23 protein-coding genes and 2 tRNA genes are annotated in these 21471 nt (G+C 71.6%); 16 read left to right on the top strand and 9 right to left on the bottom strand.

Annotated elements, in window-relative coordinates:
* Positions 1–75: 75 nt before the first annotated feature.
* The 10 genes from ACFWZ5_RS29340 (at position 76) to ACFWZ5_RS29295 (ending at position 5922) form a co-directional block, all read left to right on the top strand.
* On the top strand, positions 76–330 hold the full coding sequence (locus ACFWZ5_RS29340; RefSeq protein WP_384794430.1) for a helix-turn-helix domain-containing protein: 255 nt from the start codon (positions 76–78) through the stop codon (positions 328–330).
* A complete protein-coding gene (locus ACFWZ5_RS29335) occupies positions 315–587 on the top strand; it encodes an integrase (RefSeq protein ID WP_384794429.1) in 273 nt (90 codons plus the stop codon). The genes ACFWZ5_RS29340 and ACFWZ5_RS29335 overlap by 16 nt, the downstream gene beginning before the upstream one ends.
* A gap of 146 nt (positions 588–733) precedes the next feature.
* Positions 734–1156 (top strand): hypothetical protein, encoded by a 423-nt coding sequence (locus tag ACFWZ5_RS29330; RefSeq protein ID WP_384891548.1) that lies wholly within the window; start codon positions 734–736, stop codon positions 1154–1156.
* Positions 1101–2609 carry a phage/plasmid primase, P4 family gene (locus ACFWZ5_RS29325; protein WP_384891545.1) on the top strand — a complete coding sequence of 503 codons (1509 nt, stop codon included), beginning with the start codon at positions 1101–1103 and terminating at the stop codon, positions 2607–2609. Before ACFWZ5_RS29330 ends, ACFWZ5_RS29325 begins: the two co-directional genes overlap by 56 nt.
* 261 nt (positions 2610–2870) lie before the next feature.
* Complete coding sequence (locus tag ACFWZ5_RS29320; RefSeq protein WP_361838199.1) at positions 2871–3233, top strand: hypothetical protein; 363 nt, start codon at positions 2871–2873, stop codon at positions 3231–3233.
* Positions 3230–3559, top strand: coding sequence for a hypothetical protein (locus ACFWZ5_RS29315; RefSeq protein ID WP_384794424.1), 330 nt, complete (start codon positions 3230–3232; stop codon positions 3557–3559). The genes ACFWZ5_RS29320 and ACFWZ5_RS29315 overlap by 4 nt, the downstream gene beginning before the upstream one ends.
* Positions 3556–4002, top strand: coding sequence for a helix-turn-helix domain-containing protein (locus ACFWZ5_RS29310; RefSeq protein ID WP_384794422.1), 447 nt, complete (start codon positions 3556–3558; stop codon positions 4000–4002). Before ACFWZ5_RS29315 ends, ACFWZ5_RS29310 begins: the two co-directional genes overlap by 4 nt.
* Positions 3999–4715 carry a hypothetical protein gene (locus ACFWZ5_RS29305; RefSeq protein ID WP_384794420.1) on the top strand — a complete coding sequence of 239 codons (717 nt, stop codon included), beginning with the start codon at positions 3999–4001 and terminating at the stop codon, positions 4713–4715. The genes ACFWZ5_RS29310 and ACFWZ5_RS29305 overlap by 4 nt, the downstream gene beginning before the upstream one ends.
* On the top strand, positions 4712–5143 hold the full coding sequence (locus ACFWZ5_RS29300; RefSeq protein WP_384794418.1) for a hypothetical protein: 432 nt from the start codon (positions 4712–4714) through the stop codon (positions 5141–5143). The genes ACFWZ5_RS29305 and ACFWZ5_RS29300 overlap by 4 nt, the downstream gene beginning before the upstream one ends.
* A gap of 32 nt (positions 5144–5175) precedes the next feature.
* Entirely contained in the window at positions 5176–5922 is a 747-nt protein-coding gene (locus tag ACFWZ5_RS29295) for a hypothetical protein (protein ID WP_384794416.1), read from the top strand.
* 257 nt (positions 5923–6179) lie between these two features.
* On the opposite strand, the gene ACFWZ5_RS29290 is transcribed toward ACFWZ5_RS29295, so the two are convergent.
* Positions 6180–6548, bottom strand: coding sequence for a hypothetical protein (locus ACFWZ5_RS29290; protein ID WP_384794414.1), 369 nt, complete (start codon positions 6546–6548; stop codon positions 6180–6182).
* A gap of 162 nt (positions 6549–6710) precedes the next feature.
* Between ACFWZ5_RS29290 and ACFWZ5_RS29285 the strand changes: the two genes are divergently transcribed.
* Complete coding sequence (locus ACFWZ5_RS29285; RefSeq protein WP_384794412.1) at positions 6711–6992, top strand: GntR family transcriptional regulator; 282 nt, start codon at positions 6711–6713, stop codon at positions 6990–6992.
* A gap of 19 nt (positions 6993–7011) precedes the next feature.
* Here the strand turns inward: ACFWZ5_RS29285 and ACFWZ5_RS29280 are convergent, their stop codons facing one another.
* Positions 7012–7566, bottom strand: a complete 555-nt coding sequence (locus ACFWZ5_RS29280; RefSeq protein ID WP_384794410.1) for a GNAT family N-acetyltransferase — start codon at positions 7564–7566, stop codon at positions 7012–7014.
* Positions 7563–8840 carry a hypothetical protein gene (locus tag ACFWZ5_RS29275; protein WP_384794408.1) on the bottom strand — a complete coding sequence of 426 codons (1278 nt, stop codon included), beginning with the start codon at positions 8838–8840 and terminating at the stop codon, positions 7563–7565. The genes ACFWZ5_RS29280 and ACFWZ5_RS29275 overlap by 4 nt, the downstream gene beginning before the upstream one ends.
* A 452-nt stretch (positions 8841–9292) precedes the next feature.
* Between ACFWZ5_RS29275 and ACFWZ5_RS29270 the strand changes: the two genes are divergently transcribed.
* The 3 genes from ACFWZ5_RS29270 to ACFWZ5_RS29260 all read left to right on the top strand — a co-directional run bounded on the left by ACFWZ5_RS29270 (position 9293) and on the right by ACFWZ5_RS29260 (position 11149).
* A complete protein-coding gene (locus ACFWZ5_RS29270; RefSeq protein ID WP_384794406.1) occupies positions 9293–10024 on the top strand; it encodes a phytanoyl-CoA dioxygenase family protein in 732 nt (243 codons plus the stop codon).
* 39 nt (positions 10025–10063) lie between these two features.
* A complete protein-coding gene (locus ACFWZ5_RS29265) occupies positions 10064–10516 on the top strand; it encodes a hypothetical protein (protein ID WP_384794404.1) in 453 nt (150 codons plus the stop codon).
* A gap of 297 nt (positions 10517–10813) precedes the next feature.
* Complete coding sequence (locus tag ACFWZ5_RS29260; protein ID WP_384794402.1) at positions 10814–11149, top strand: STAS domain-containing protein; 336 nt, start codon at positions 10814–10816, stop codon at positions 11147–11149.
* A 383-nt stretch (positions 11150–11532) separates the two neighbouring features.
* Here ACFWZ5_RS29260 and ACFWZ5_RS29255 read toward each other — a convergent pair whose 3' ends face one another.
* The 6 genes from ACFWZ5_RS29255 to ACFWZ5_RS29230 all read right to left on the bottom strand — a co-directional run bounded on the left by ACFWZ5_RS29255 (position 11533) and on the right by ACFWZ5_RS29230 (position 19566).
* Positions 11533–12792, bottom strand: a complete 1260-nt coding sequence (locus tag ACFWZ5_RS29255; protein ID WP_384794400.1) for an MFS transporter — start codon at positions 12790–12792, stop codon at positions 11533–11535.
* A 270-nt stretch (positions 12793–13062) separates the two neighbouring features.
* Positions 13063–13135, bottom strand: a tRNA-Lys gene (locus tag ACFWZ5_RS29250).
* Between the two features lie 113 nt (positions 13136–13248).
* Positions 13249–15561, bottom strand: coding sequence for a hypothetical protein (locus ACFWZ5_RS29245; protein ID WP_384794398.1), 2313 nt, complete (start codon positions 15559–15561; stop codon positions 13249–13251).
* 156 nt (positions 15562–15717) lie between these two features.
* The gene (locus ACFWZ5_RS29240; protein ID WP_384794396.1) at positions 15718–17961 is read right to left on the bottom strand and encodes a DEAD/DEAH box helicase; all 2244 of its coding nucleotides are present in this window, start codon (positions 17959–17961) and stop codon (positions 15718–15720) included.
* A 564-nt stretch (positions 17962–18525) separates the two neighbouring features.
* Positions 18526–19080, bottom strand: a complete 555-nt coding sequence (locus ACFWZ5_RS29235) for a hypothetical protein (protein ID WP_384794393.1) — start codon at positions 19078–19080, stop codon at positions 18526–18528.
* Positions 19081–19215: 135 nt separating this feature from the next.
* A complete protein-coding gene (locus tag ACFWZ5_RS29230) occupies positions 19216–19566 on the bottom strand; it encodes a metallopeptidase family protein (RefSeq protein ID WP_192918148.1) in 351 nt (116 codons plus the stop codon).
* A 66-nt stretch (positions 19567–19632) separates the two neighbouring features.
* Between ACFWZ5_RS29230 and ACFWZ5_RS29225 the strand changes: the two genes are divergently transcribed.
* The gene (locus ACFWZ5_RS29225; RefSeq protein WP_384794390.1) at positions 19633–21222 is read left to right on the top strand and encodes a metallophosphoesterase; all 1590 of its coding nucleotides are present in this window, start codon (positions 19633–19635) and stop codon (positions 21220–21222) included.
* A gap of 82 nt (positions 21223–21304) precedes the next feature.
* A tRNA-Glu gene (locus ACFWZ5_RS29220) sits at positions 21305–21377 on the top strand.
* Positions 21378–21471 lie beyond the last annotated feature (94 nt).

Raw genomic sequence — 21471 nt, 5'->3', positions numbered from 1 at the left:
ACACGAACGAGCCCCGTTGCGCAACAGCTCGGATAACTGTTGCGCAACGGACTCGAAAAGTGTTTCGATACTCGGGTGACCCCCGATGAACTCCGACGGGTCAGTTCGGTGCGTCATCTCGCTGCCTGTGGGGACGCCCGGACGATCCGCAAGAAGCGCCGTGTCTCGCTGCGTGAACTCGCCGAAGCGATCGACACGTCACCGTCGAGCCTGTCCCGATGGGAGAACGGGCGTACCGCACCGCGGTCGGCCGTCGCTCTCCGTTGGGCCGCGGCTCTCGACTTCCCCACCACCGCCCAAGAGGAGCCGCCGTCATGTCCCGCGCCCTGACTCGCGACGAGCTGCTCGCCCTGCCTGCCGTGGTCGACCTGCCCACGGCAGGCAGGGCCCTCGGCCTCGGCCGAACCAAGACCTACGAGCTCGCTCAGCGCGACGAGTTCCCCGTACGACTCCTCCGACTCGGCTCCGCCTACCGCGTCGCCACGGCGGAACTGCTCGACCTGCTACGGGTATGCCCTGACAGCAGCGAGCCCCGTCTCGGGGAGGAGCCCTCCGGCGCTGTCCCCTCGATGGGGGAGGCGCCCTGACCCCGCCCCAACTCCCCCTCAGCCCCCGAGTTCCGCCCGCTCCTCCCGAAGCCACCGAACACGACGCCGTCGCCCTGTGGGCGTCGGCGCAGGTAACTGCCCTCGGCGCCCCGGAGGCTCCGGACTACGGCAGCCCTGCTTGGTCCGTGCTCCGAGCCTCCGATCCGCAGCGGGCCACCGCGATCCTCACCGCCGCCGAGCAATGGCGCCGCCACACTGCCCGCGAGGCGTGGCTCGACCACCTGCTCACACACGACCCCGAGCAATGGTTCGCCCACGTAAGTGCGGACGCCAATACCTACGCCCGCACGATCGTGGGCGGCCTTGCCCGTCGGCCCACACAGGACGAACTCGCCGCCCGCCGCCGCGCCCCGTCGGCTCCCGCCCGTCCCGTGACCGCCACGCCCGGATGGCCACCCATCGCCATCCCGGGACAGCCCGGATGGGTGCGCACTCTCACCCCCGACGGACGCCAGCTCGACCGCCCCCGCCAACTGCCCCAGGAGTCTGCGCGTGACCTCGCACCACCCCGACCCGCCCATACCGCACGACGGGCCGCCGCCGCTTGATCCGGCGGTACGGATGCTCATCACCCCACCCCCGTACGACCTGGTCGACGAGGGCGCGCGACCGGTCGCCCTCACGCCCGCGCGCGCGAGCACCGCCCCGCCCGCCCCTGTGTCGGTACCGGAGCGCCACCGCGGGCACCTGCGCATGGCCGAACGCTTCGTCGCCGAGCACGCCGACCACCTGCGCTACGTCCACGGCATCGGCTGGCACTGCTGGGACGGGGCGCGGTGGGCGGTCGACGAGCAGCGCGCCGACGTCGAGGCCGCCGTCGCCACCATCAAGGCTGCCCTTGGCGAACTCGACCGGCTCGACGGACCGGAGCGCACCGCCCTGTTCAAGGACGTACGTAAAGCCGAAACGGCCACCGGCATTGAGGGCATGGTGCGGATCGCCTCCGCGCTGCCGCCGATCTCCACCCCGTCACGGGCACTGGACGCAGACGTGTACCTGTTCAACACCCCGGCGGGAACCGTGAACCTGCGCACCGGCACGGTGCGCGCCAACGACCGCGCGGACCTGCTGACCAAGGTGGCCGGCGGACCGGTCGCCGCCGAGCACGACGCCGAATGGCACGGGTTCCTCACCCGCATCCTGCCCGATCCCGAGGTGCGCGCCTTCGTGCAACGCCTGTTCGGCTACGCGATGTTGGGCGAGGTCCGCGAGCACGTCATGCCGATCTTCACCGGCACCGGGGCCAACGGGAAAGGCACGCTGCGCGATGCGGTCATGGCCGCCTTCGGTGACTACGCGATCGAGGTCGACCCGGCGATCCTGATGGAGTCCAAGCACGAGCGGCACGGCGCGTTCAAGATGCGGTTGCGCGGTGCACGGTTGGCGTTCTGCTCGGAGACCGAGAAGGGCCGTCGCTTCGCCGAGGCGACCATGAAGCGTCTCGTCGGTGGCGACCCGATCGAGGCCAACCTCATGCACAAGAACCCGATCACCTTCGACCCCTCGCACACGCTGGTCATGCTGACCAACTTCCTGCCCCAGGTGTCCGGCGACGATCCCGCCATCTGGCGCCGCATCCACGTCGTGCCGTTCGACGTGGTGATCCCCGAGGCGGAACGCGACCCGGGATTGCCCGACCGTCTCAAGAGCGCGGCCCCGGCGGTGCTCGCGTGGGCGTACGAGGGATGGCGCGCCTACCAGGCCCAGGGCCTGAACCCGCCCGAGGCCGTACGCGCCCGCACAGCGGCATACCAGGCCGACAGTGACGTATTGGCCTGCTTCCTGGACGAGCGGACGCTCACGAACCCGCACAGCGCCGTCAAAGCCCGTGACCTGTTCACCGCATGGTCAACGTGGTGCCACGCCAGCGGCGAACAGCCGGGCAACGAGGCCGCGTTCGCCGAATCCATGACCAAGCGCGGCCACGAAAAGACCCGCCGCCGCACTGGACAGTTCTACCTCGGCCTCATGCTCGCAGGCACCGACGACGACCCGCCCTGACCAGCGGGAGTGTAGGGCTGTGTAGGGGTTTCCGAAACTCCCTTACGCGGGTGTGTACAGGGATCACCGGAAAGCCCTGCACACCCCTACACCCCCGCCCCTCACCAGCGACAACGCCCAGCGCCCCGATGCCCTGCGCGGTCCCCGTCGCCTCTCTCTTCCCCGGCGCCGTCCCCGTGGGCGCGCGGTCGATTCCCGTATGTCCATCCGCGACGTTCCGCGTCTCGCGCGCGTGCGCGAGGCCGATTGGAGCCTGAACCCTTGACCAGTACCCGCCGCCCCGCCGCCGTGCTCGCCCTTGCCCAGGGCCGCACGACCGGGCAAGCCGCCAAAGCCGCCGGAGTCTCCGGCCGCACCATCCTGCGATGGCTCGACGATCCGGAGTTCCGGCAGGACGTCACCGACTCCCGAACCGAGCTGCTGCACCTGGCCGTTGGCCGTCTGGCTGCGGCCTCGACCAAGGCCGTTGATGCCCTGGTCGACGCCCTCGACAACGAGCGCGGACAAGCCCGCGTCCAGGCCGCCCGGACCCTGCTCGACGCCTGCCTCTCGCTCCGTGAATCCCTCGACCTCGAACAGCGCCTCGCCGCCCTCGAAACCGCCGACAAGGACGATGCCCGATGACCCGACGCCGCCGCACGATCGCCGACCGCCTCGCCGCACTGGAGAACGCCGACCGGGCCGACCGCTGGACGTTCACCCTCATCAACGGGCGCACCGCCTCCCTGCCTGTCGGGGCCGTGCTCGACGCCGTCGCCGAGGCATTCGACCGCCTCGACGACGAGGACCAGGACGAGGGAGCCACGGCCGCCGAACGCCCCGAGCCATCGCGCGAGTTACGGCTGTTGGCCCGCGTGGCGGACGACAGCGAAACTTCGATGCTCGGCAGCCTCGCCGTGCGGCTCGCCCGCGCCACCGTCGCCCAGCACGACGCACAGGGCGCAGCGTGAGCGCCCCCTCGCCGGGGCGCAGCCTGCGACGCGCAGACGGGTCGGTGATCGTGCCGCCGACCGTGGCGGGGGAGGTGGCGCGCATCCTGTTCGCGCACCTCGACGCCCGCGCCCGCACCGACGGGGGCGAACTCTCCCGCGCCGCCCGCCGCCTGCTCGTCGAGCTGCAAGCCGCCGCCCAACACACCGACCACCCACCCGCGTTCGAATCCGATACCGCGCCGTTCGAATCCGCCGCTACCGGAAGCACCCCGCCCGAGCCGGGCACGGTCAGGGTGCCCGTGGCCGAGGCGGCAGCACTCATGGAGTGCTCGCCGCGCTGGATACGGCACCTGATCACCACCGGCCAACTGCCCGCCCAGCGAGTCGGCGCCCGCGTGTGGGCGATCGACCGCGCCGCCCTCAACCACTACCGCCACCACCGAGGAGACACCGCACCGTGACCGACACCACGACCACCACCGCCGACCGGCCCGAGGCCGCCCCCGCCGTCGTCCAGGCCGAGCAGCACGCCGCCGAGGCCGAGCAGACACTCGCCGCCATGGAGGAACGCGTACGCGACGGGGACGAGGACGTCACCCCGGCGCAGCTCGCCGAGGCCCGCGAACTCGGACGGTTCGCCCGCCTGCGCGCCGAGGCCGCAGCACGTAAGGCCGAGCGCGCTGCCGCCAAGGCCGCCGAGGCCAAGCGCCGCCGCAAGACCGAGCGCGCCCTCGCCCTGCTCGCCGAGCACGCCCCGCAGGACCTCGCTGCCAAGTACGCCGCAGCGCGCGACGCGCTCGCCGCGTTCATCACGGCATCCGATGCCTTCGACGACTCCCTCACCGAGGCCGCCGACCTGCTCAAGAGCGCAGGCGCCCCGCAGTGCGCGGGAAGCCCCGAAGACATGGCAGGCCCGCCCGCCTCACCGACCGCACCCCGCTGGTACGCGGGGGTCAGCGGCGCCAGCGTCGACCTCGGCGACGGCAACCCCCTGCACGCCGACGGGTCCGCCGCGCGCCTGGCCGTCCTGCTCGACGACCTGCGCCCAATCATCCGACGGGGCGCAGGACACGACGGGTTCACCCGTGCCCCGATCAGCGAGCAGGCCCACCGGGCACGCGGCAGCCTGCGCCCGCCGCTCGACACACTCGCCGACCGTGCAGCCGCCGCATGACCCACACCCCGCCCGCCGTCAGGAAGGCCAAGCCCGTGAACTCGACCGGCGTTGACCGCTCCCAGTGGGTTGACCAGACTCCCGACGACCGCAAGATCCCGTGGCGCAAGGTCACCGCACCCGATGCCCGCTCCGGCCCCGTGAGCACCCACCCCACGATGGGCGAGCGGGGCATGGTGCACACCGCCCCGTGGTGGGTCGACGGCGTCCTCTACACCGACAACGGCCGATGGCTCGGCCACCTGCGCGAGCAGGCCGCACAGGCCGGGCAGACGATCACGATCGAGGACGCCCCCAACGGGCCCCCGGCTGCCCACCGCGAGCAGGTCGACGCGCTGCGCCGGTACGCCGAGCTGCACACCATGCGCCCCGCCCGCGCCCTCCCCCTCGACGAGCACGGCCAGCCCGTACACGTCCGCTTCTACTGACCGCCATCACCCGACCGATGGGAGCCCGCCATATGACCGCCCCCGCGTACGGCCGCAGCATCGTCGACACGCAGCTCGCCCTCGCCACCGTGCGCCGCGCCCGCTCGACCGATCTCCGAGAACTGCGCCGCCGCCTCGACACCGCCCTCAGTACCGCCCGTACCTTCCGCGACCCGGACCTCACCGACGAGGCCAACACCCGCCGCCGCGCCGACATGGAGCGCACCGCACGCGAGCAGGCCGCCGCCGACCTCGACAAGATCGAGCGCGAAACGACCACCGCGGGCAAGCAGATCCGCGCCTACGCCGACCACACAGCCGCACCGGCCCCGCGGGAGGCCGCCGAGCAACTGCTCGCCGAGACCCGCCAGGGCCGCGCCTGGAACCGCGCCCGCGCCCTGCTCGACTCCGGCCGCAGCACCGCTGACATCATCAACGGCGCCGACCTCGACACCCTGCACGCGCTCCGCACGGAACTGCCGACCTACCTCGCCGCCCAGCGCACTAAGCCTCAAGGCATGGCCGCCGCCGACTTCACCGAGGCCGACCCCGCCCCGCTGCTGCGCACCATCGACCGCGCCCTCGTCGACAAACTGCCCAAGGACCAAGGCGCCGCCCTGCGCCTGCGCCTCGACCTCGATGAAGCCGAGCCCGGCCTACGCGAGACGGTCGCCGGACTGCGCCGCGCCGTCACCGGCACCGCCGACGGCAGCGACGGACTGCGCTCCGCCATCGCCGCCCGCTTCGCCGACCAGAACGCCGCCCGACAGGTCGCGTAGGCGCCCGGCAGCGCGCACCGTGCCCCGGGGAACGACGAAGCCCCGCCCGGAACGAACCCGGGCGGGGCAGGGGCGACAGGGTCAGCCGTGTCTCGGCGGGGCCATCTCGACGGCGAGGGGAAGAGGGCCGGGGATCAGGTGTGGGGCACAGTCGGGGCAGGCGTACAGCGTCACACCGGGTCCGGTCGGCCGCTCGATATGACGCACGGCGACAGGGGCGACCGTTGCCCGCTCACAGCGGCAGCACACAACGTGGCTCACGCGCCCACCGCCACCCGGACCGTGCGGGCACCGGAGCCGACGTGCACCCCGTGAATCACGGTCGGGCCTACGTCGAAGCCTCGCGCGTGCATCTCCAGTTCCCAACGGTGCTGCGCCTGCTCCGCACGCTTGGGGTCCGTCGGCCGCCTGTGCGTCTGCGTGAGGACATAGGGGCGCACGGGGTTGATCGTGTCCACGAACGGCCGCCCCTCGGCCGATTCGCGGGCATACGGGCTCTTGCACTCAGGCTGCGAGTCGGGAGCGCGCACCGGTTCCGGGGCCACGGCGGCGCGGCGCGTCCGGTCGGCGGGGAACAGCAGTAAGCACAGCAGGCGTGCCACAAGGCGCGCGATAAGGTCGGTCACGTTCGTCAGCTCCTAGTTAGCTGATGGGCCACGCCCCCGGACGTTCGCCGCGTCGCGGGGGTCTTTCGTGGCCGAACCTAGCCCTACCTGTAAAAGCCTGTAAAGGCTTGTATGACCCTGTCAGGGAGAGCCGCTCCGGAATCGGCCGGATACCGTCGGTACATGGAGTACGGGCCTGATGACCAGGTGGAGCGCGACGCGCCCGAGGCGCCGTTCGAGCAGCTCGCGGGGATTCTGCGGGCGCGCGTGAAGCGCGGCGACTGGAAGTCCAACCGCGCCATCCCTGGTGAGAACGCCCTCGCCGACGAGTACGGGCTCTCCCGCCCGACGGTCCGCCGCTCCATCGCCGTCCTCGCTGAGGCAGGACTCGTGTACGCGGTACCGGGGCGCGGCACGTACGTGGCTGTGCAGGGACCGGAGGACCCCGCCGAGGGCGACGCCTGACGCTCCGGCGGGCAGGGGGTCAGTGCAAGGCGAGCAGCATCACGTCGTGAGGTTCAGCGCCCTCCCAGGGGCGCGCCTCTCCGACCTTCCGGTACCCCCGTGCTCGATAGGCAGCTACCGCAGCCTTGCTCTCCGGATGGACGTTCAGCAGCACACGTTCCGCCTCGACGCCGTCGAGCAGGGCGTCATGCAGCCGCCGGGCGATACCGCTCCCCCGCCAGTTCGCTCGTACGGCAAGTTCCATGAGCCCGAAGGTCCGGCGTCCGTCCTCGCGCCGCATGTCGTCATCCACAGGCGTGGTGAGCTGGCTCCACCACCCCGTATTGGCGCCGAGGAGGTAGCCGTAGGCCATACCGACCGGCTCGCCGTCGTCAGTGCGGGCGAGGGTGCCGCGGAAGGTGCGTTTACGGGTCTGTGAGCGGAAGCGGCGGAACGTCGCCTCGATGTCGTCCTCGCCCTCGTTGTAGGGCGGTTCGGCGAACGCTTCGGCGTAGACCGAGCGGAACGCCGCCTCGGCCTGCGCTGCCTGCGGGCCGTCCACGTGCTCTACGTCGATGGTCGCTTTCTGCGTCATTCCGTGCTCCCTCGTACGGTCTCGCGCATGCGCGACGCGCAGTCCCGGGCCGCTCTGCTGTCGATGCGAGCGGCGGCGCGCTGGAACTCGCGCAGCTTGCCGGCCAAGCGGGGCGAGGAAATGCCGCCGCACGCGTCCAGAACGGCGCTCATCTCCGCGCACCCCTCCTCGACTTCCCCAGCAGCGAGCAGTACACCCGCAAGCTTCACGCGGTACGAAGCGCTGTTGCGGGCCAGGTCGTCACCGATCCCGCGCACGGCAGCCCGCAGGAACGGCACGGCACGCTTCGGTTGCTCCGCCCGTACGTACATGTCGGCCGTGGCGTAGTCGACCTCGAAGGGGCCGACGAACTGCGCCCAGTTGGGCACCTCAGCGTCGGTGTCCGTGCGGCTCTGATAGCTGACCGCTCGACTCAGGGCGCGGCGCGCTCCGGGCAGGTCTCCGGTGTGGGTTGCGACGTTGGCATCGCGGAGTGCGATGACCAGGTGCACGGTCGCCCCTGCGCCCGCTCGGGTGGCGAGGCGATAGGCGTTCTCTACGGCGCTCGCTGCCTCCCAGGACCGATCTGCTTTGACGGCGAGCAGTACGAGGGTCTCCAGGACCGAGACTTGCAGCAGGGGGTTGTCGACGAGCTGTGCGGCTGCGAGTGCCTCCATGCACGAAGCACGGCCCTCATCGATGCGCCCGCCGTCATAGCCGTACCAAGCCCGATGGCCATGCAGTTCAGCAAGCATGGTCTGTAGCTCACGACCTACGCGAGAGGTGTACGAAGCCGAACCGAGGGCCCCGGTGATTTCTCCCTCGATGCGGTGCGCCTTCTTCATCGCCGGAACGCTGCCCGCCGTGTGGTCCGTCTGATAGAGCGCGTCCAGTCGAGCGCGCAGTCGACCGATGTCAGCCGTGCCGATACGCGGCCCCACCCGGGCCGGAACAAGTGCCGCCGCGGCGAGGGCGCCCGTGTCGGCAACGAACGTTCTCCGCTTCACATCTCCAGAGTCGCCGATAGGCGCCGCAACCGACGAACGATGGGCAGGGACGACGAACCCCATTTCCGCGAGGGGGACACCAAATACGGCTTCTAGTACGGCCTGTTGGCTCGGATGGGGAAGCGGCGGTGGCGTCTCCCTTTCCCATCGCCGTAGTTGCCGCACGCTCAAGGAGGCGTCGAGGCCAAGGCGTATCGCCTCCCGCAGGTACATCTTTACGAACGATGCCTGCGTGTGCCCCATGGCCCGCCGTAATCGGGCCAGGCCGCTCGTGACCTTGCCCGTCATGCGCTACCCCTCGCGACCGCGCGTCGTCTGCCCACGGTAGTGACTTGGCCCAAGGACCGCTGGCAAAAACGTCCGCCCAAACGTCCGCCCCCTCGGCGCCCGCAACGACGCGCAAAGCAGTGCACTGGTGCTTCACCGCTTCGACCACGGCCTAACCCTCGGGAGGTCCCCCATGGGCATGACGATGCGTGTGTACGAAGTGGACGGCAAGACCGGTCAATTCGTAAGGGAACGCAGCGTCGTCGCTGTGAGGCCAGGCGAGAACGACATGCCGTTCATGACGAGTCGGTTTCCACCGTGCCAGTGCCCGGACTGCCGCGCCAAAGGCAAGCGACGCGAAGGCAGCAGATAGCCAACACAGCTTCCGTCCCTGCCGCAGTCATCCACCGTGCTCCCTCACGGGTCGCAAGACCGGCAGGGACGGGACCCATCGCACAAGGAAGAGGGGGGACATGCACGAACCCATCGCGAGCCCGCTTCTCGGCCAAGAGGTCCACTGCGCCGGGCCGAGCCCGCTCGGGGAGAGCGGCTACCGCACCGGTCTGGAATGGAACACGAACAGTCGCGCCAGAGCCCGTGCCGCCGAGATCATCGCCGAGCACCGGGCAGCGCAGACCGAGGTCGTACGCGACGCACACCTGCGGTGCGACTGGGCCGCACATGCCGTGCGCTCTCCGGACCTGCTCAGGGTCGTACAGGAAACAATCGGCGGTTCGGTAGCCGTCGAGAACACGTTCCTGATGATCAAGTGGCCCGGTCGCGACTTCCCGGTGCCGTGGCACCAGGACGGCACCAACCCGCGCATGCAGCTCGACCCCGAACTCTCCGTCGCCGCATGGCTGGCCGTGACCGACGCGACCACCATCAACGGTTGCTTGCAAGTGATCCCCGGCTCGCATGCCACCGGATACCTCGACTACGGCCGCGAGGAGAGTGACGCACGGCGCGGCAAGGCGCTCGGTGTAGAGGGCATGCCCAACACCCCACACGAACGGGGTGTGTGGCTGCCGCTCGACGCGGGACAAGCCTGCCTGATGGACGTCCGGACGATCCATCGCTCGGACAGCAACATGACCGTCGGCGCTCGCATCGGCCTGAACATCCGCTACGTCGCTCCCGGCGCGATCCGCCCGAGCGGCCCCCACAGCCCCAGCCTGTACCCGCTCACCGGGTCGGACTGGTGACCCACAAGGCACCACCCGAGATCGAGAGGAGCACCACCCGTGACCACCCTCGACACCAGCGCCCCACCGATCACCCGCGTCCGCGTCCTCACCGGAGAGGACGCCGACCCCGCGCGCCGGGGCAGTAAGAAGGTCATCGCGTTCAGCGACTGCCGGTACTACTGCCCCGACGCCGCCACCGTCGAGCGGTGCATCGCGCACCTGCGAGACAGCGACGACCGTCTGCGCTCCCGCCCCGAAGAGCAGATGCTCTGGGACTGGGAATGCACGTACTTCGAGGCCGACCCGGACAACGAGAACGGCGGCGGGACGATCATCCTCGGCGTCGCCTGGTACGACCGCGCGTTCTTCGACGACCGGCGCGGGGCCTGGTTCGGCGCCATGCATACCCGCATCTACGGCGAGATCGGAATCCCTTTCGAGAACGTCACCGTAGAGCACTGGCTCGCGCTTGAGGCGGCCCAGTGGAGGCCCGAGCAGCCGTCTATGTAGCCGCTCGGCATCGGCCACCTGTTGGGTGGCTACGTCCGCAAGCCCCTCGGCCCCTGCCGCATCTGCACCACGCGGCAGGGGCCGAGGCGTGCGGTTTCGATTTCGCCCTCCGGGCGGCGGAGAGATACGGAAGGGATGGGCGGTGCGCGGTTCTCGAAGTGGGCTGGGTTGGGACGCTGTTGGGCCTGTACGAGGGGCCGATGGGGGGTACCTTGGTGGTGTCGGCCTGGGGCCCGGTGAAGCTGCCTCGATCCACGTTGACGCCAATGTACGGCGATACAGGATCGAGGGACCGTCATGGCCCCGAACGTTTCCCTGCTGACTTCGCAACGGTGTGGAGCGGCCACTCTGGTCACTCTGCACGGCGAGATCGATGTCCTGACCGCTCCCGAGCTCACCGGCGCCTTGATGCTGTCGCTGAACGGGGAGTCACCGGATCTCCTCGTCGACCTTCGCTCGGTGCAGTTCATCGACGGGACCGGGCTCGCGGCCCTGGCCGTGGTGCGCCGTCGTGCCGACAGTCGGCATGGGCGAATGCGATTGATCTGCACCCGCCCCATCACTCTGTGGGTGCTGCGTCATCCACGGCTTGGCTTCGACTTCGAAGTCCTCGACGACATTCCGGCCGCCTGAACCGCACTGCTCCACCAGACAGGGCCGGAGCCGCACCGCCGACAGAGCGGCTCCGGCCCGGCGCCCACCGGGATGCGGGCACATCTCCCGCAGTCCGCACCCAGTGGGCGCCTCTGTGAGGGCGCCCATGGAGGGGAGCGACACGCGCCCTCGCCTCGCGAGGCCGACGCACGGCGGGCGGCAGCCTCGCGAGGCTGCCTGCTGCCCAAATTACCTACTGCACCCCCTGGCTGGAATGAGAACAGCAGGTTGTGGGGCAGATGCGATAGGCGCGCGTCGGAGTGAGTGCGCGGCGCGATCGAGAAGGATCGACCGAAGCCGTAGCAGAAGGCAAGTGCGCATAGGCGTCCATCGGGCGCCATCACACGGCCAAGGCACCGCCGCTACTCCGCCGCCATCGCCCGCCCTCGCCCCGTCGCCGATACGGGCAGGGCGGCATCGGGGCGGAGCAGCCGCGAGGAAGCGAAGAGCGCGGCCAGGGCTGAAGCGGCCACAATGCCCCCGCCCGCTACGAACGCACCGCGCGGCGAAACGTCGACCAGGAACGGCAGCAGCAGCATTCCTGCCGTGCCGCCGGTACGGATGACTGTCTGATCCACGGACATCAGCCGCAGGCGCTCAGCGGGCGCGAACGCGCCGAGGTGCGCCCGCAGCGTGACGCTAGTCGCCGGGGTGACCAGACCACTCACCAGGGCGAGCAGCAGCAGGACGGGCAGGTTCAGCACCAGCCCCATGCACGCGGTCGCAGCCCCTTGCAACGCCCAGGCCCCGCAGTACACGGCCAGCCAGCCGCCCGAACGGCGACTACTGGCGAGCGGGTTACCCAGCAGCGCCCCGACCCCCACAGCCGCCGTCACGAGGCCGTAGATGGCCGCCCCGGCGCCGTACCGGGTGGCGAGCAGTGCGGGCATGCCGACCGCCGTCACGGCCGAGCAGAACAGGGCGACGCCGTGCAGCCCAACCGCCAGGCCGACGCGAGGGTGCGCCCGCAGCACCGGCAACGCGCGAACCGCCGACCGCGCCTTGCCCGGACGCTCAACCGCTCCCCCGCCGGCCGCCACGGCGTACCGGCGGGCCAGCCACCCGAGAGCCACCGCCGACACCGCGAACGTCACGCCGTTCAGCGCGAAGAGCTGCGCCTCGGAGACAGCGAGCAAGAGCAGGCCAATACTCGCCGGACCTGCGATCCGAGCGATACGCCCCGTTAGGTCGAACAGGCCCGTGACTTGCTGCACCCGCTCAGGGGCGACAAGGTCGGGCACCAGAGCGCCGAGGTTCGGATCGAACAGCGCCCCGAGGCTCCCGAGCAGCAGCACACCGACGAGCAGCAGCGCCACACCCCACGGGTCCGGCGACCACAGGAACGGCAGCGAGACCGCGACCAACGCCCGCGCAGCGTCGACTCGTGCCAGCCGCCCGAACGTCGAGAACCGCGCCACGACGTGACGCCCCGCCGTCCCCAGCACGATGTAGGGCAGCGACTCGACGACCGCGACCAGCCCCATGAGCGACGCCGAACCGGTCGAGGCGTACACGACCCACATGACCGCAAGCGCGTACAGCCGATCCCCGAGGACAGACAGACTCTGCGCGAGCCACAGCACCAGGACGGAGCGCTGCCGCAGCAGTCGCAGGTAACCCATGCACCCTCCGGGGCGAGCCGTACGGGACCGGAGGCAGGCGCCCCCGCCGAACCGGCGCCAACCCTAGGCCCGCGGAAACCACCGGACGCCCTGTTCCCGGACACCTCACGCGAACGTGGCAGGGCTCACCCCAACAACAGGACTGCACCGGCGTACGACCCGCGCCTCGCTGGTTCCTCTCGGGCCAGCAGGGGGCCAGCAAATGATCACTAAGAACAGACCAGCCCCTGACTTCCGGCTTCCGCCGCAGGTCAGGGGCTGTCTTCCTTGTGGACCGTCAGGGGCTCGAACCCTGAACCAATGGATTAAAAGTCCACTGCTCTGCCAATTGAGCTAACGGTCCCCGCCGACACGCTGTCGGCGCACCCATGAGCATAGCGGGAGGGGCCCCGCAGTCCGATCGGGTATCGGCAAAGGGGCGTGGCAGAGGGTCGGGGCGGGCGGCCGGGGCGGGGGTCAGCGGCCTCCGGTGAGGTCGAGCGTGCCCGTCTTCACCGTGCGGTAGGCCGAGTCGCCCGCGCCCTTCACGGTGAGGGTCCAAGTGTGGCGGCCGCTGCGGGGCTTGGCGCCGTCCGGGGTGCGGGCGTGCCAGCGGGCGGTGACCGACGCGGCGTCGTGGGCGGTGCCCCGTACGCTGCCGGACGTCCGGCCGGAGGCGTCCTTGAAGGTCACCTTCCACGCGGTGGCCGGACGGGACAGCTGCCAGTGGCCCTGCCACGTGCCGCCCTTGCCCGCGGCGGACACCTCGCGGTCGGTCCGGGACTCGATCGACGTGACGGGCGAGCGGTCCACCGCGACCGGGACGATCCGCACGCGCTGGTCGGCGTCGACGTAGGCGACGTGGCCGCCGAACTTGTCGACCGTCCAGTCCACGCCGGGCCGCGCGTTCTTGGGGACCGTGGCGAGGCTCCGCGGGGCCACGCCCTTGCGGAAGTCGGTGAGCTCAAGGCGGGTTCCGTTGCGGCGGACCAGGTAGCCGTCGCCGAGCAGGGCCGCGCCGCCCTTGGGCACCGTGATGTTCTTCTTCGCCGTCAGGTCCCGCACCCCGGCCTTGCCCGCGCACGCCCAGTAGAGCCAACGCCCCGCCACCTGAAGGTCGTTGGGCGCACAGCGGGAGCCGAGGGAGACGGCGGCGCTCGTCTTCCGCGACTTCAGGTCGTACGAGACGACCGTGCCGGTGGTCTTGCCGGGGCGCCACACCTTGGTGCCCCACACGGCGGCCGAGCGGGCGGTGAAGGTGTGGGCGATGGGCTCCCTGCCCGCGTTCTCGGAGTCCCCGACGTAGTACCGGTTCGTGCCCCGCTCGTTGATCAGGGTGTAGCGGCCGGAGGCGTCGGCGAGGTCGACGCGGCCCGCCCCGGGGGCGATCATCCGGTACGAGTTCGGGGAGGTGGGCTCGTGCACGGTCTTACCGGCGGCGTAGGCGACCCGGCCGTTGCCGAGCGGGTGCAGCCGGACGCACCCGGAACCCTCCGCGCACGGCGTGTACATCCCGTCGAACAGCGTGAAGACGTGCTCGGGGCCCGCGACGACCTTCGGGGCGCCCGTGACGGAGAGGTCGAAGCCGCGGAGCGTGCGCACCCCGCCGCCACCGGGGAGCGCCACCGTCAGCCTGCCGCCGCCGAGCGCAAGACCGTTGATCGGGGCACGGACCGGCTCGACCTCGCGGACGACGGTGGTCCGCGCCTCGCCCGCCCCGTTGGCCAAGACCCTGCGGACGGCCCAGTCCGTGGCGCCCGTGCCGCCGACGACGAGCACCGAGCCGTCGGCGGCGGGTGCCAGGGTCGTCCGCGCGTGGTCCAGCAGGGTCGTGCTGCTCCCGCCGATGCGGACCGCGTACAGCGGCTGGCCCACGTACCGCTTCGGCAGCGTCTCCTCGTGCACGACCAGGATGTGGTCACCGGCGAGGGCCATCGTCGCCCGGCGCGTGCCGGTGGAGTCGACCGGCCCGGGGATGGTGGTCCGCTTCGGCGTGGCGTCCGGCGCGTCGCGCTCGACGGTGTGGGCGACAGCGCCGTCGGGCCGGTAGCCGAGGACCCGGTCGGCGGAGAGTGCGTACTTCGTCGGCTGGTCGTGGCCGGTCAGGCCGGGGAAGAGCGGCTGCAGTCGGCCCGTGCGGTAGTCGAGCAGGAAGGCCCTGTCGCCCTCGGGGCCGTTCACCACGAGCACGGCACCGTCGCGGTCCTGCACCCGTATCCGGTTCACTCCGGTCACGCCGTCGGGCAAGCCCGTCACGGTCCGGTCCGACACCGTGCCGTCGGCCTCGGCGCGCAGCAGGTGCAGTGACGAGACGGTGCCGCCGGCACGGTCGTACGCGAACGACACGGCGGTGCGGTCGGTGAAGCCGCCGGCCCGCCACACCGTCTGCCCGGACGGCGCGGCGATCCGCACGGACTCGCCGGAGTCCAGGTCCGTGAGGTGCACCGTCTCGGCCTGCAGGTCGTAGCGGGCCGTGAGGGAGCCGTTCACACCACCGCCGGAGTACGCCGCCGAGCGGGAGCGGCCCGTCGCGTAGTCCGTCCAGACGACCTCGCTGGCACCGTTGTCCGTCTCCTCGCGATGGAGGTACCCGGTGCGTCCGGCGCCGTACAGCGTCTCGTCGCGCGGCGCGATCCGGGCCCCTGCGTCGATGACGGTGTCGGTCGGCCCGGTCGCGGCGACGGCCGGTGCGGCCACCGCCGACGGCACGGCGAGGGCGAGCGGTCCTGCGGTCAGTGCGAGCGTCGCGGCCATGGCGACGCGGCCGCGCGACGAGGCGTGGCGAGCCAAGAGATCCCCCCTGATGATGATCAATCGGCTCGGATGCTAGCAGCAGCGGAAGTATGTCCTGAACACGGCGAAAGCGGGCCCATCGAAGGATGGACCCGCTTTCCTGGACCGTCAGATGTCAGACGTCATGCGTCGGACCGTCAGCACGTCAGGACGTCAGCCGTTGCGCTTCCAGCGCGGCTTGTCGTCGCGGCGGCCGAAGGAGCCGCCACCGCTGCGGTGGTCGTCACGGCGGTTGTACGACGGGCGGTCGTGGCCGCCGGAGCGGTAGCCGCCGGAGGGGCGGTCGTCGCGGCGGTCGCGGTTGTACGGGCGGTCGCTGCCACGGTGGCCGGACGACGGGCGGTCGTCGCGGCGGAAGCCGCCCCGCTCGTCCCGACGGTCGTCACGGCGGAAGCCGCCACGGTCGTCACGGCGCTGGAACCCACCGCGGTCACCGCGGTCACCGCGGTCGTCGCGGCGCTGGAAGCCACCACGGTCACCGCGGTCGTCACGGCGCTCGAAGGAACGGCCACCACGGTCGTCACGGCGGTCGCGGTCGAAGGAACGGCCACCACGGTCGTCGCGACGGTCGTCACGGCGGAAGCCGCCACGGTCGTCACGACGGTCGCGGTCGAAGGAACGGCCACCACGGTCGTCACGACGGTCACGGTCGAAGGAGCGGCGCTCCCGCTCGTAGTTGCCGCGCTCGTCGCGGGCCGGGCGGCGCTGCTCGTACGACGGACGCTCCTCGCGGACCGGGCGCTCGGCGCGCTCGGCCACCGGCTTGTCCGCCTGCTCCGGCACGGCGACCGGCTCGGCGTCCGCCGGGGCCGCCTCGGCGACGGCCTCGGCCGCGGTGGCGGACTCGGCGACGGCGGCCGCCGGGTCCTCACCGCGCTCGCGGGCGGCGCGGGCGGTCAGGCGGTCGGCCTCGTCGCGCAGCTCGGCGGCGCGGCGCTGGGCGCGCTCCAGCTCCTTGGTGAGGTCGCGGACCTCACGCTCGGCCTGGGTGGCCGCGTTGCCCGCGGACTCGGCCTGGACCTCGGTCATGGAGCGGGCGCCGGTGATCTCGGCGACCTCCGGGTCGAAGGCGCCGCCGCTGTTGATGATGTGGCGCGAGGCGTCGACGCCCGCGTCCTCCATGAGGCGGAAGATCTGGCGGCGCTGGTGCGGCAGGGAGAGGGACACGACCGTGCCGGAGCGGCCCGCGCGAGCGGTACGGCCGGAGCGGTGCAGGTAGTCCTTGTGGTCGCCGGCCGGGTCCACGTTCAGGACCAGGTCGATGCCGTCGACGTGGATGCCGCGGGCGGCGACGTCGGTGGCGACGAGCGCATTGACGTAGCCGTCCTTGAAGTCCGCGAGGGTGCGGGTGCGCGCGCCCTGCGTCATGCCGCCGTGCAGCGCGTCGGCCTTCACACCGGCGTCGCGCAGCTGCTCGGCGATGCGGTCGGCGCCCAGCTGGGTGCGGACGAAGATGATGGTGCGGCCCTTGCGCGCGGCGATCGCGGCGGTGACCGGCGCCTTGTCGCGGGGCTTCACGATCAGGATGTGGTGCGTCATGGTCGTGACGGCGCCCTGGGCGGCGTCGACCTCGTGCGTCACCGGGTTGTCCAGGTAGCGCTTGACCAGCGTGGAGATCTCGTTCTCCATCGTGGCGGAGAACAGCATGCGCTGGCCGCCGGCCGGGACCTGGTCGAGCAGCTCGGTGACCTCGGGCAGGAAGCCCAGGTCGGACATCTGGTCGGCCTCGTCGAGGACGGCGACCTCGACGTTCTCCAGGGAGCAGGCGCCGCGGTTGATGATGTCGCGCAGGCGGCCCGGGGTGGCGACGAGGATGTCGACGCCGCGCTCCAGGGCGTAGATCTGGTTGCCCATGGACGTACCGCCGCAGACGACCTTCATCTTCAGGCCGAGGACGTCGCCGTAGGGCTGGAGGGCGTCGGCGACCTGCATCGCCAGCTCGCGGGTCGGGGTCAGGATGACCGCGCGGGGCTTCTTCTTCTCGGTGTGCCCGTCGGCGAGGCGCGCCAGGGTCGGCAGACCGAAGGAGAGGGTCTTGCCGGAGCCGGTGCGGCCGCGGCCGAGGATGTCCTTGCCGGCCAGGGCGTCCGGGATGGTCGCGGCCTGGATCGGGAAGGGAGTGTGCACGCCGTTGCGCGCGAGCTTGCGGACGACGCCGTCGGGCAGACCGAGGTCGCCGAAGGTGATCTCGGGCTCGGCGTCGGCGTCGGCCTCGACGGTGTCCGTCTCGATGGCGTCGGCGTCGGCGTCGGGGGTGACCTCGGTGACGTCCGCGGCCTCGACGATCTCGACCGTCTCGACGACGGCCTCGGCCGACTCGACGACGGCCGCTACGGCGTCGTTCTCGACGGTCTCGTTCTCGGGCAGGACGGCGTGGTCAGAACTGGAAATGGACATGCGAAATGCGAAACCTTCCGGAGTCTCGGCACGCGCCCGTCAACTCCGTGATTTCGCAATGGACCGCCTCTATGCGGTCAGCCACGGCAAGGGAGAGTACGCGCCACGCGGCGCTCTTCTGTGGCTTTTCCACCAAGAGGGCCGGGCAAATGGGATCAAACGATCTACCACCATACGCACCCCCCACCCCGATTGGCAAACGCCCACCATAACCGGGCTGTAATCCCCGCCCGCACCGACTGCCGATCACCCTCGCGAGCCCGCACCGCCGTCCCGCCCCCGTCCGGGCCTCGCCCCTCCCCGACCAGGCCTCGCTTCCGTCCTGACCGGACCTGGGTTCCGCCCTGACCGGATCTGACCTGCGCCCTGACCTCGCCTGGGTTCCGCCCTGACCCGACCTGGCCTCGGCCTTGACCGGGCTCGCCGCCACCCCGACCGGGCCTGACCTCGGCCTCGACCGAGCCTGACCTCGGCCCCGACCGGGCCTCGCCGCCACCCCGAGCGACCCCAGCCCTCCAGCCCTCCAGCCCCCGACCTCGCAACCCCCGACCTCGCGCCCCCGCCCTACGCCGGCCCCGCCTCCGGCGACGGCTCCCCCTGCCCCGCGGGCCCCGCGGCCTCCCCGTGCGCGGACGACGACGGCTCTGGCGAGGGCGGCTCCGGGGTCGGCGAGGGGGGCTCGGGGGTCGGATCCGGCTGGGGCGTGGTCCGCGTGGGCCGGGGCCCCGGCTTCGTACGGGTCGGGGTGGGGCGCCCGTTCTTGGTGGGGGCCGCGGTCGCGGCGGCGTCGGACGCCCGCGGGGGCTTGGCGCCCGGCGACGCGTCGTCCTCGCCGGGCCCGTCGGCCGCGTCGCCCTTGCCGCCGTCCTTGCCGTCGCCCTTCTTGCCCTTGCCGTCCTTCTTGCCCTTGCCCTTGCCGTCGGCGTCCCGGCGGCCCCCGGTGTCGCCGCCCGGCGTCACGGTCCCCCCGTCGGGCGCGGCGGCCCCGCTGCGTCCGCCGGCGGACTTGGCGGGCGCGGGGCCCCCGCTCCCGTCGTCGCCGATGCTCATGCAGCCCGCGGTCGCCGCGACGGCCACAACGGTCGCGGCCCACCGGACGGAAACGTACAAATGGCGCACGGCCGAGCACCTCCGAGGCGCTGGGGGGAAGGGACGCCCTGCCCAACTCCCCCGCACCACAAGAGGACACGGACCGGGCACACCCGCGCCCGAGCCGTGACCCGAGCCGTGACCCGGGGCTCCGGGGTGCCGGGATCAGCCGTACCCCAGGGCGTGCAGCCGCTCGTCGTCGATCCCGAAGTGGTGGGCCACCTCGTGCACGACGGTGATCTCCGTCTCCGCGACGACGTCCTCGCGCGACGCGCACATCCGCAGCGTCGGCCCGCGGTAGATGGTGATGCGGTCGGGGAGCACACCGGCGTACCACTCGCCGCGGTCGGTCAGCGGCGTGCCTTCGTAGAGCCCGAGCAGCTCGGGGTCGTCGCTCGGCGGCTCGTCCTCGACGAACACCGCCACGTTGTCCATGAGCCGCGTCAGCTCGGGAGGAATCCGGTCGAGCGCCTCGGCCACCAGTTCCTCGAACTCCTCGCGCGTCATCTCCAGCACAGGCCCATTGTCGACTGCGGATCACCGGCAGGCATAGCCACCTCTCCGTATGGGCATACGGGCCCAATGGGGCGCGACGTCACGGTCGTTCTGCGGCACCTGCGCAGCCTGTGCGGGGCTCCCGGCGCTCTCCTCCAGCGCTACCGGGCCCACCGGGCCTCCCGGACCTGCCGAGCCCGTCACGAGCGGCCCCTGCCCGACCTCACCACCGGCCCTTCGCACCCGTACGCCCGCGCCCTCGGCCTGGTGACGGTCGTCGTGCTCGGGGCCTGGCTCGGCCTGCTGATCGTCGGGAGCGTGCGGACGACCGTGGGCCCCATGGAGACACGGATGCAGCTGCGCCCGTCCCTCACCGGCGGCACGAAGATCGACGTCTCGCCGCTCGGCGCCCTGGAGCTGCGCTCGCACACCGCGCCGATCCGCCTGGACGTCGACGTGGACCGTCTGGACCCGGTGCGCTCGGAGGCCCTGGTCAACCACCCCGAGCGGATCTCGGGCCTCCAGGAGGAGGTCGCGGACGACGTCGTGAACGGCACGTTCAATCTGGCGGTACGGTCCTGCGCCGCCGTCGCCTGCGGCGCCACCGCACTCGGCCTCGCCGTCTACCGCCGCCCCCGCCGCGCCCTCGCCGCGGGCGGCCTCGCCCTCGCCCTGCTCGCGGCGTCCGGCACGGTCGCGTACGCCACGTGGAACCCGAAGTCGGTCCTGGAGCCCAAGTTCTCCGGCCTGCTCAGCAGCGCGCCGTCCGTCGTCGGCAACGCCCGCAACATCGTCAGCGAATTCGACGTCTACCAGCGGGAACTCGCGCGCCTCGTCACCAACGTCACCAAGCTGTACGACGTCACGTCGACGCTCCCCGCCTACGAGCCGGACCCCTCCACGATCCGCCTCCTGCACGTCTCCGACATCCACCTCAACCCGGCGAGCTGGAAGATCATCAGCTCCCTCGTGGAGCAGTACGAGATCGACGTCATCGTCGACTCCGGCGACACCATGGACCACGGCACCGCCGCCGAGAACGCCTTCCTCGACCCCATCGAGGACCTCGGCGCGCCCTATGTCTGGGTGCGCGGCAACCACGACTCCCGCACCACCCAGCGCTACCTGCAGAAACTCAAGAACACCCACGTCCTGGACGACGGCAGGACCGTCGAGGTGGGCGGCCTGCGCTTCGCCGGGATCGGCGACCCCCAGTTCACGCCCGACCGCTCCGTCAAGCCGGAGGGCAACCCCTCCGAGGAGGTGGCCGGGATCACCCTGGCCTCCGCCCTGCGCGCCCGGGCCGCCACCGGCAGGCCCGTCGACATCGCCGTCGCCCACAACCCGGTGGCCGCGCGCAAGACCGACGGCGCCGTGCCGCTCGTCCTCGCGGGCCATCTCCACCACCAGGAGATGGAGGTCATGGACAAGGGCACCCGGCTGCGCATCGAGGGCTCCACCGGCGGCAGCGGGCTGCGCGCCGTCGAAGGGGAGCACCCCGATCCGGTCGAGACCTCCGTGCTCTACCTCGACCGCGCCACCAAGCGGCTGCAGGCCTGGGACGAGATCAAACTCGGCGGGCTCGGGCTCACGACGGCCGAGGTCAGCCGCCATCTGCCCAAGGAGAACCAGCCCGGGGCCGAGCCCTCCACACCCCCGCCGGCCCCGCCCCCGTAAACCGTTTTGGCGATACCTCCCCCCATCCCATATGCTTCTCACGTCCCCGACGCGCTGCGAAGCGCCCACGGCGGGCCTCTTAGCCCTCATCGTCTAGTGGCCCAGGACGCCGCCCTTTCAAGGCGGTAGCACGGGTTCGAATCCCGTTGGGGGCACGCAATACCCTGTGCGAGACTGGTTCTCGCACGAACGCTTGGTCCTGTGGAGCAGTTTGGAGTGCTCGCCACCCTGTCAAGGTGGAGGCCGCGG

The organism is Streptomyces sp. NPDC059003, assembly GCF_042740445.1.
Classification (GTDB): Bacteria; Actinomycetota; Actinomycetes; order Streptomycetales; family Streptomycetaceae; genus Streptomyces.
Note: the sequence above shows the minus strand (reverse complement) of the source record. Positions and strands in the feature narration are given on the sequence as shown.

Coding starts and splice junctions, on each gene's coding strand:
- ACFWZ5_RS29270 (WP_384794406.1), top strand. CDS start 9,293: ATGCACGAACCCATCGCGAGCCCGCTTCTCGGCCAAGAGGTCCACTGC.
- ACFWZ5_RS29300 (WP_384794418.1), top strand. CDS start 4,712: ATGACCCACACCCCGCCCGCCGTCAGGAAGGCCAAGCCCGTGAACTCG.
- ACFWZ5_RS29225 (WP_384794390.1), top strand. CDS start 19,633: ATGGGGCGCGACGTCACGGTCGTTCTGCGGCACCTGCGCAGCCTGTGC.
- ACFWZ5_RS29255 (WP_384794400.1), bottom strand. CDS start 12,792: ATGGGTTACCTGCGACTGCTGCGGCAGCGCTCCGTCCTGGTGCTGTGG.
- ACFWZ5_RS29295 (WP_384794416.1), top strand. CDS start 5,176: ATGACCGCCCCCGCGTACGGCCGCAGCATCGTCGACACGCAGCTCGCC.
- ACFWZ5_RS29240 (WP_384794396.1), bottom strand. CDS start 17,961: ATGTCCATTTCCAGTTCTGACCACGCCGTCCTGCCCGAGAACGAGACC.
- ACFWZ5_RS29275 (WP_384794408.1), bottom strand. CDS start 8,840: ATGACGGGCAAGGTCACGAGCGGCCTGGCCCGATTACGGCGGGCCATG.
- ACFWZ5_RS29280 (WP_384794410.1), bottom strand. CDS start 7,566: ATGACGCAGAAAGCGACCATCGACGTAGAGCACGTGGACGGCCCGCAG.
- ACFWZ5_RS29285 (WP_384794412.1), top strand. CDS start 6,711: ATGGAGTACGGGCCTGATGACCAGGTGGAGCGCGACGCGCCCGAGGCG.
- ACFWZ5_RS29335 (WP_384794429.1), top strand. CDS start 315: ATGTCCCGCGCCCTGACTCGCGACGAGCTGCTCGCCCTGCCTGCCGTG.
- ACFWZ5_RS29260 (WP_384794402.1), top strand. CDS start 10,814: ATGGCCCCGAACGTTTCCCTGCTGACTTCGCAACGGTGTGGAGCGGCC.
- ACFWZ5_RS29315 (WP_384794424.1), top strand. CDS start 3,230: ATGACCCGACGCCGCCGCACGATCGCCGACCGCCTCGCCGCACTGGAG.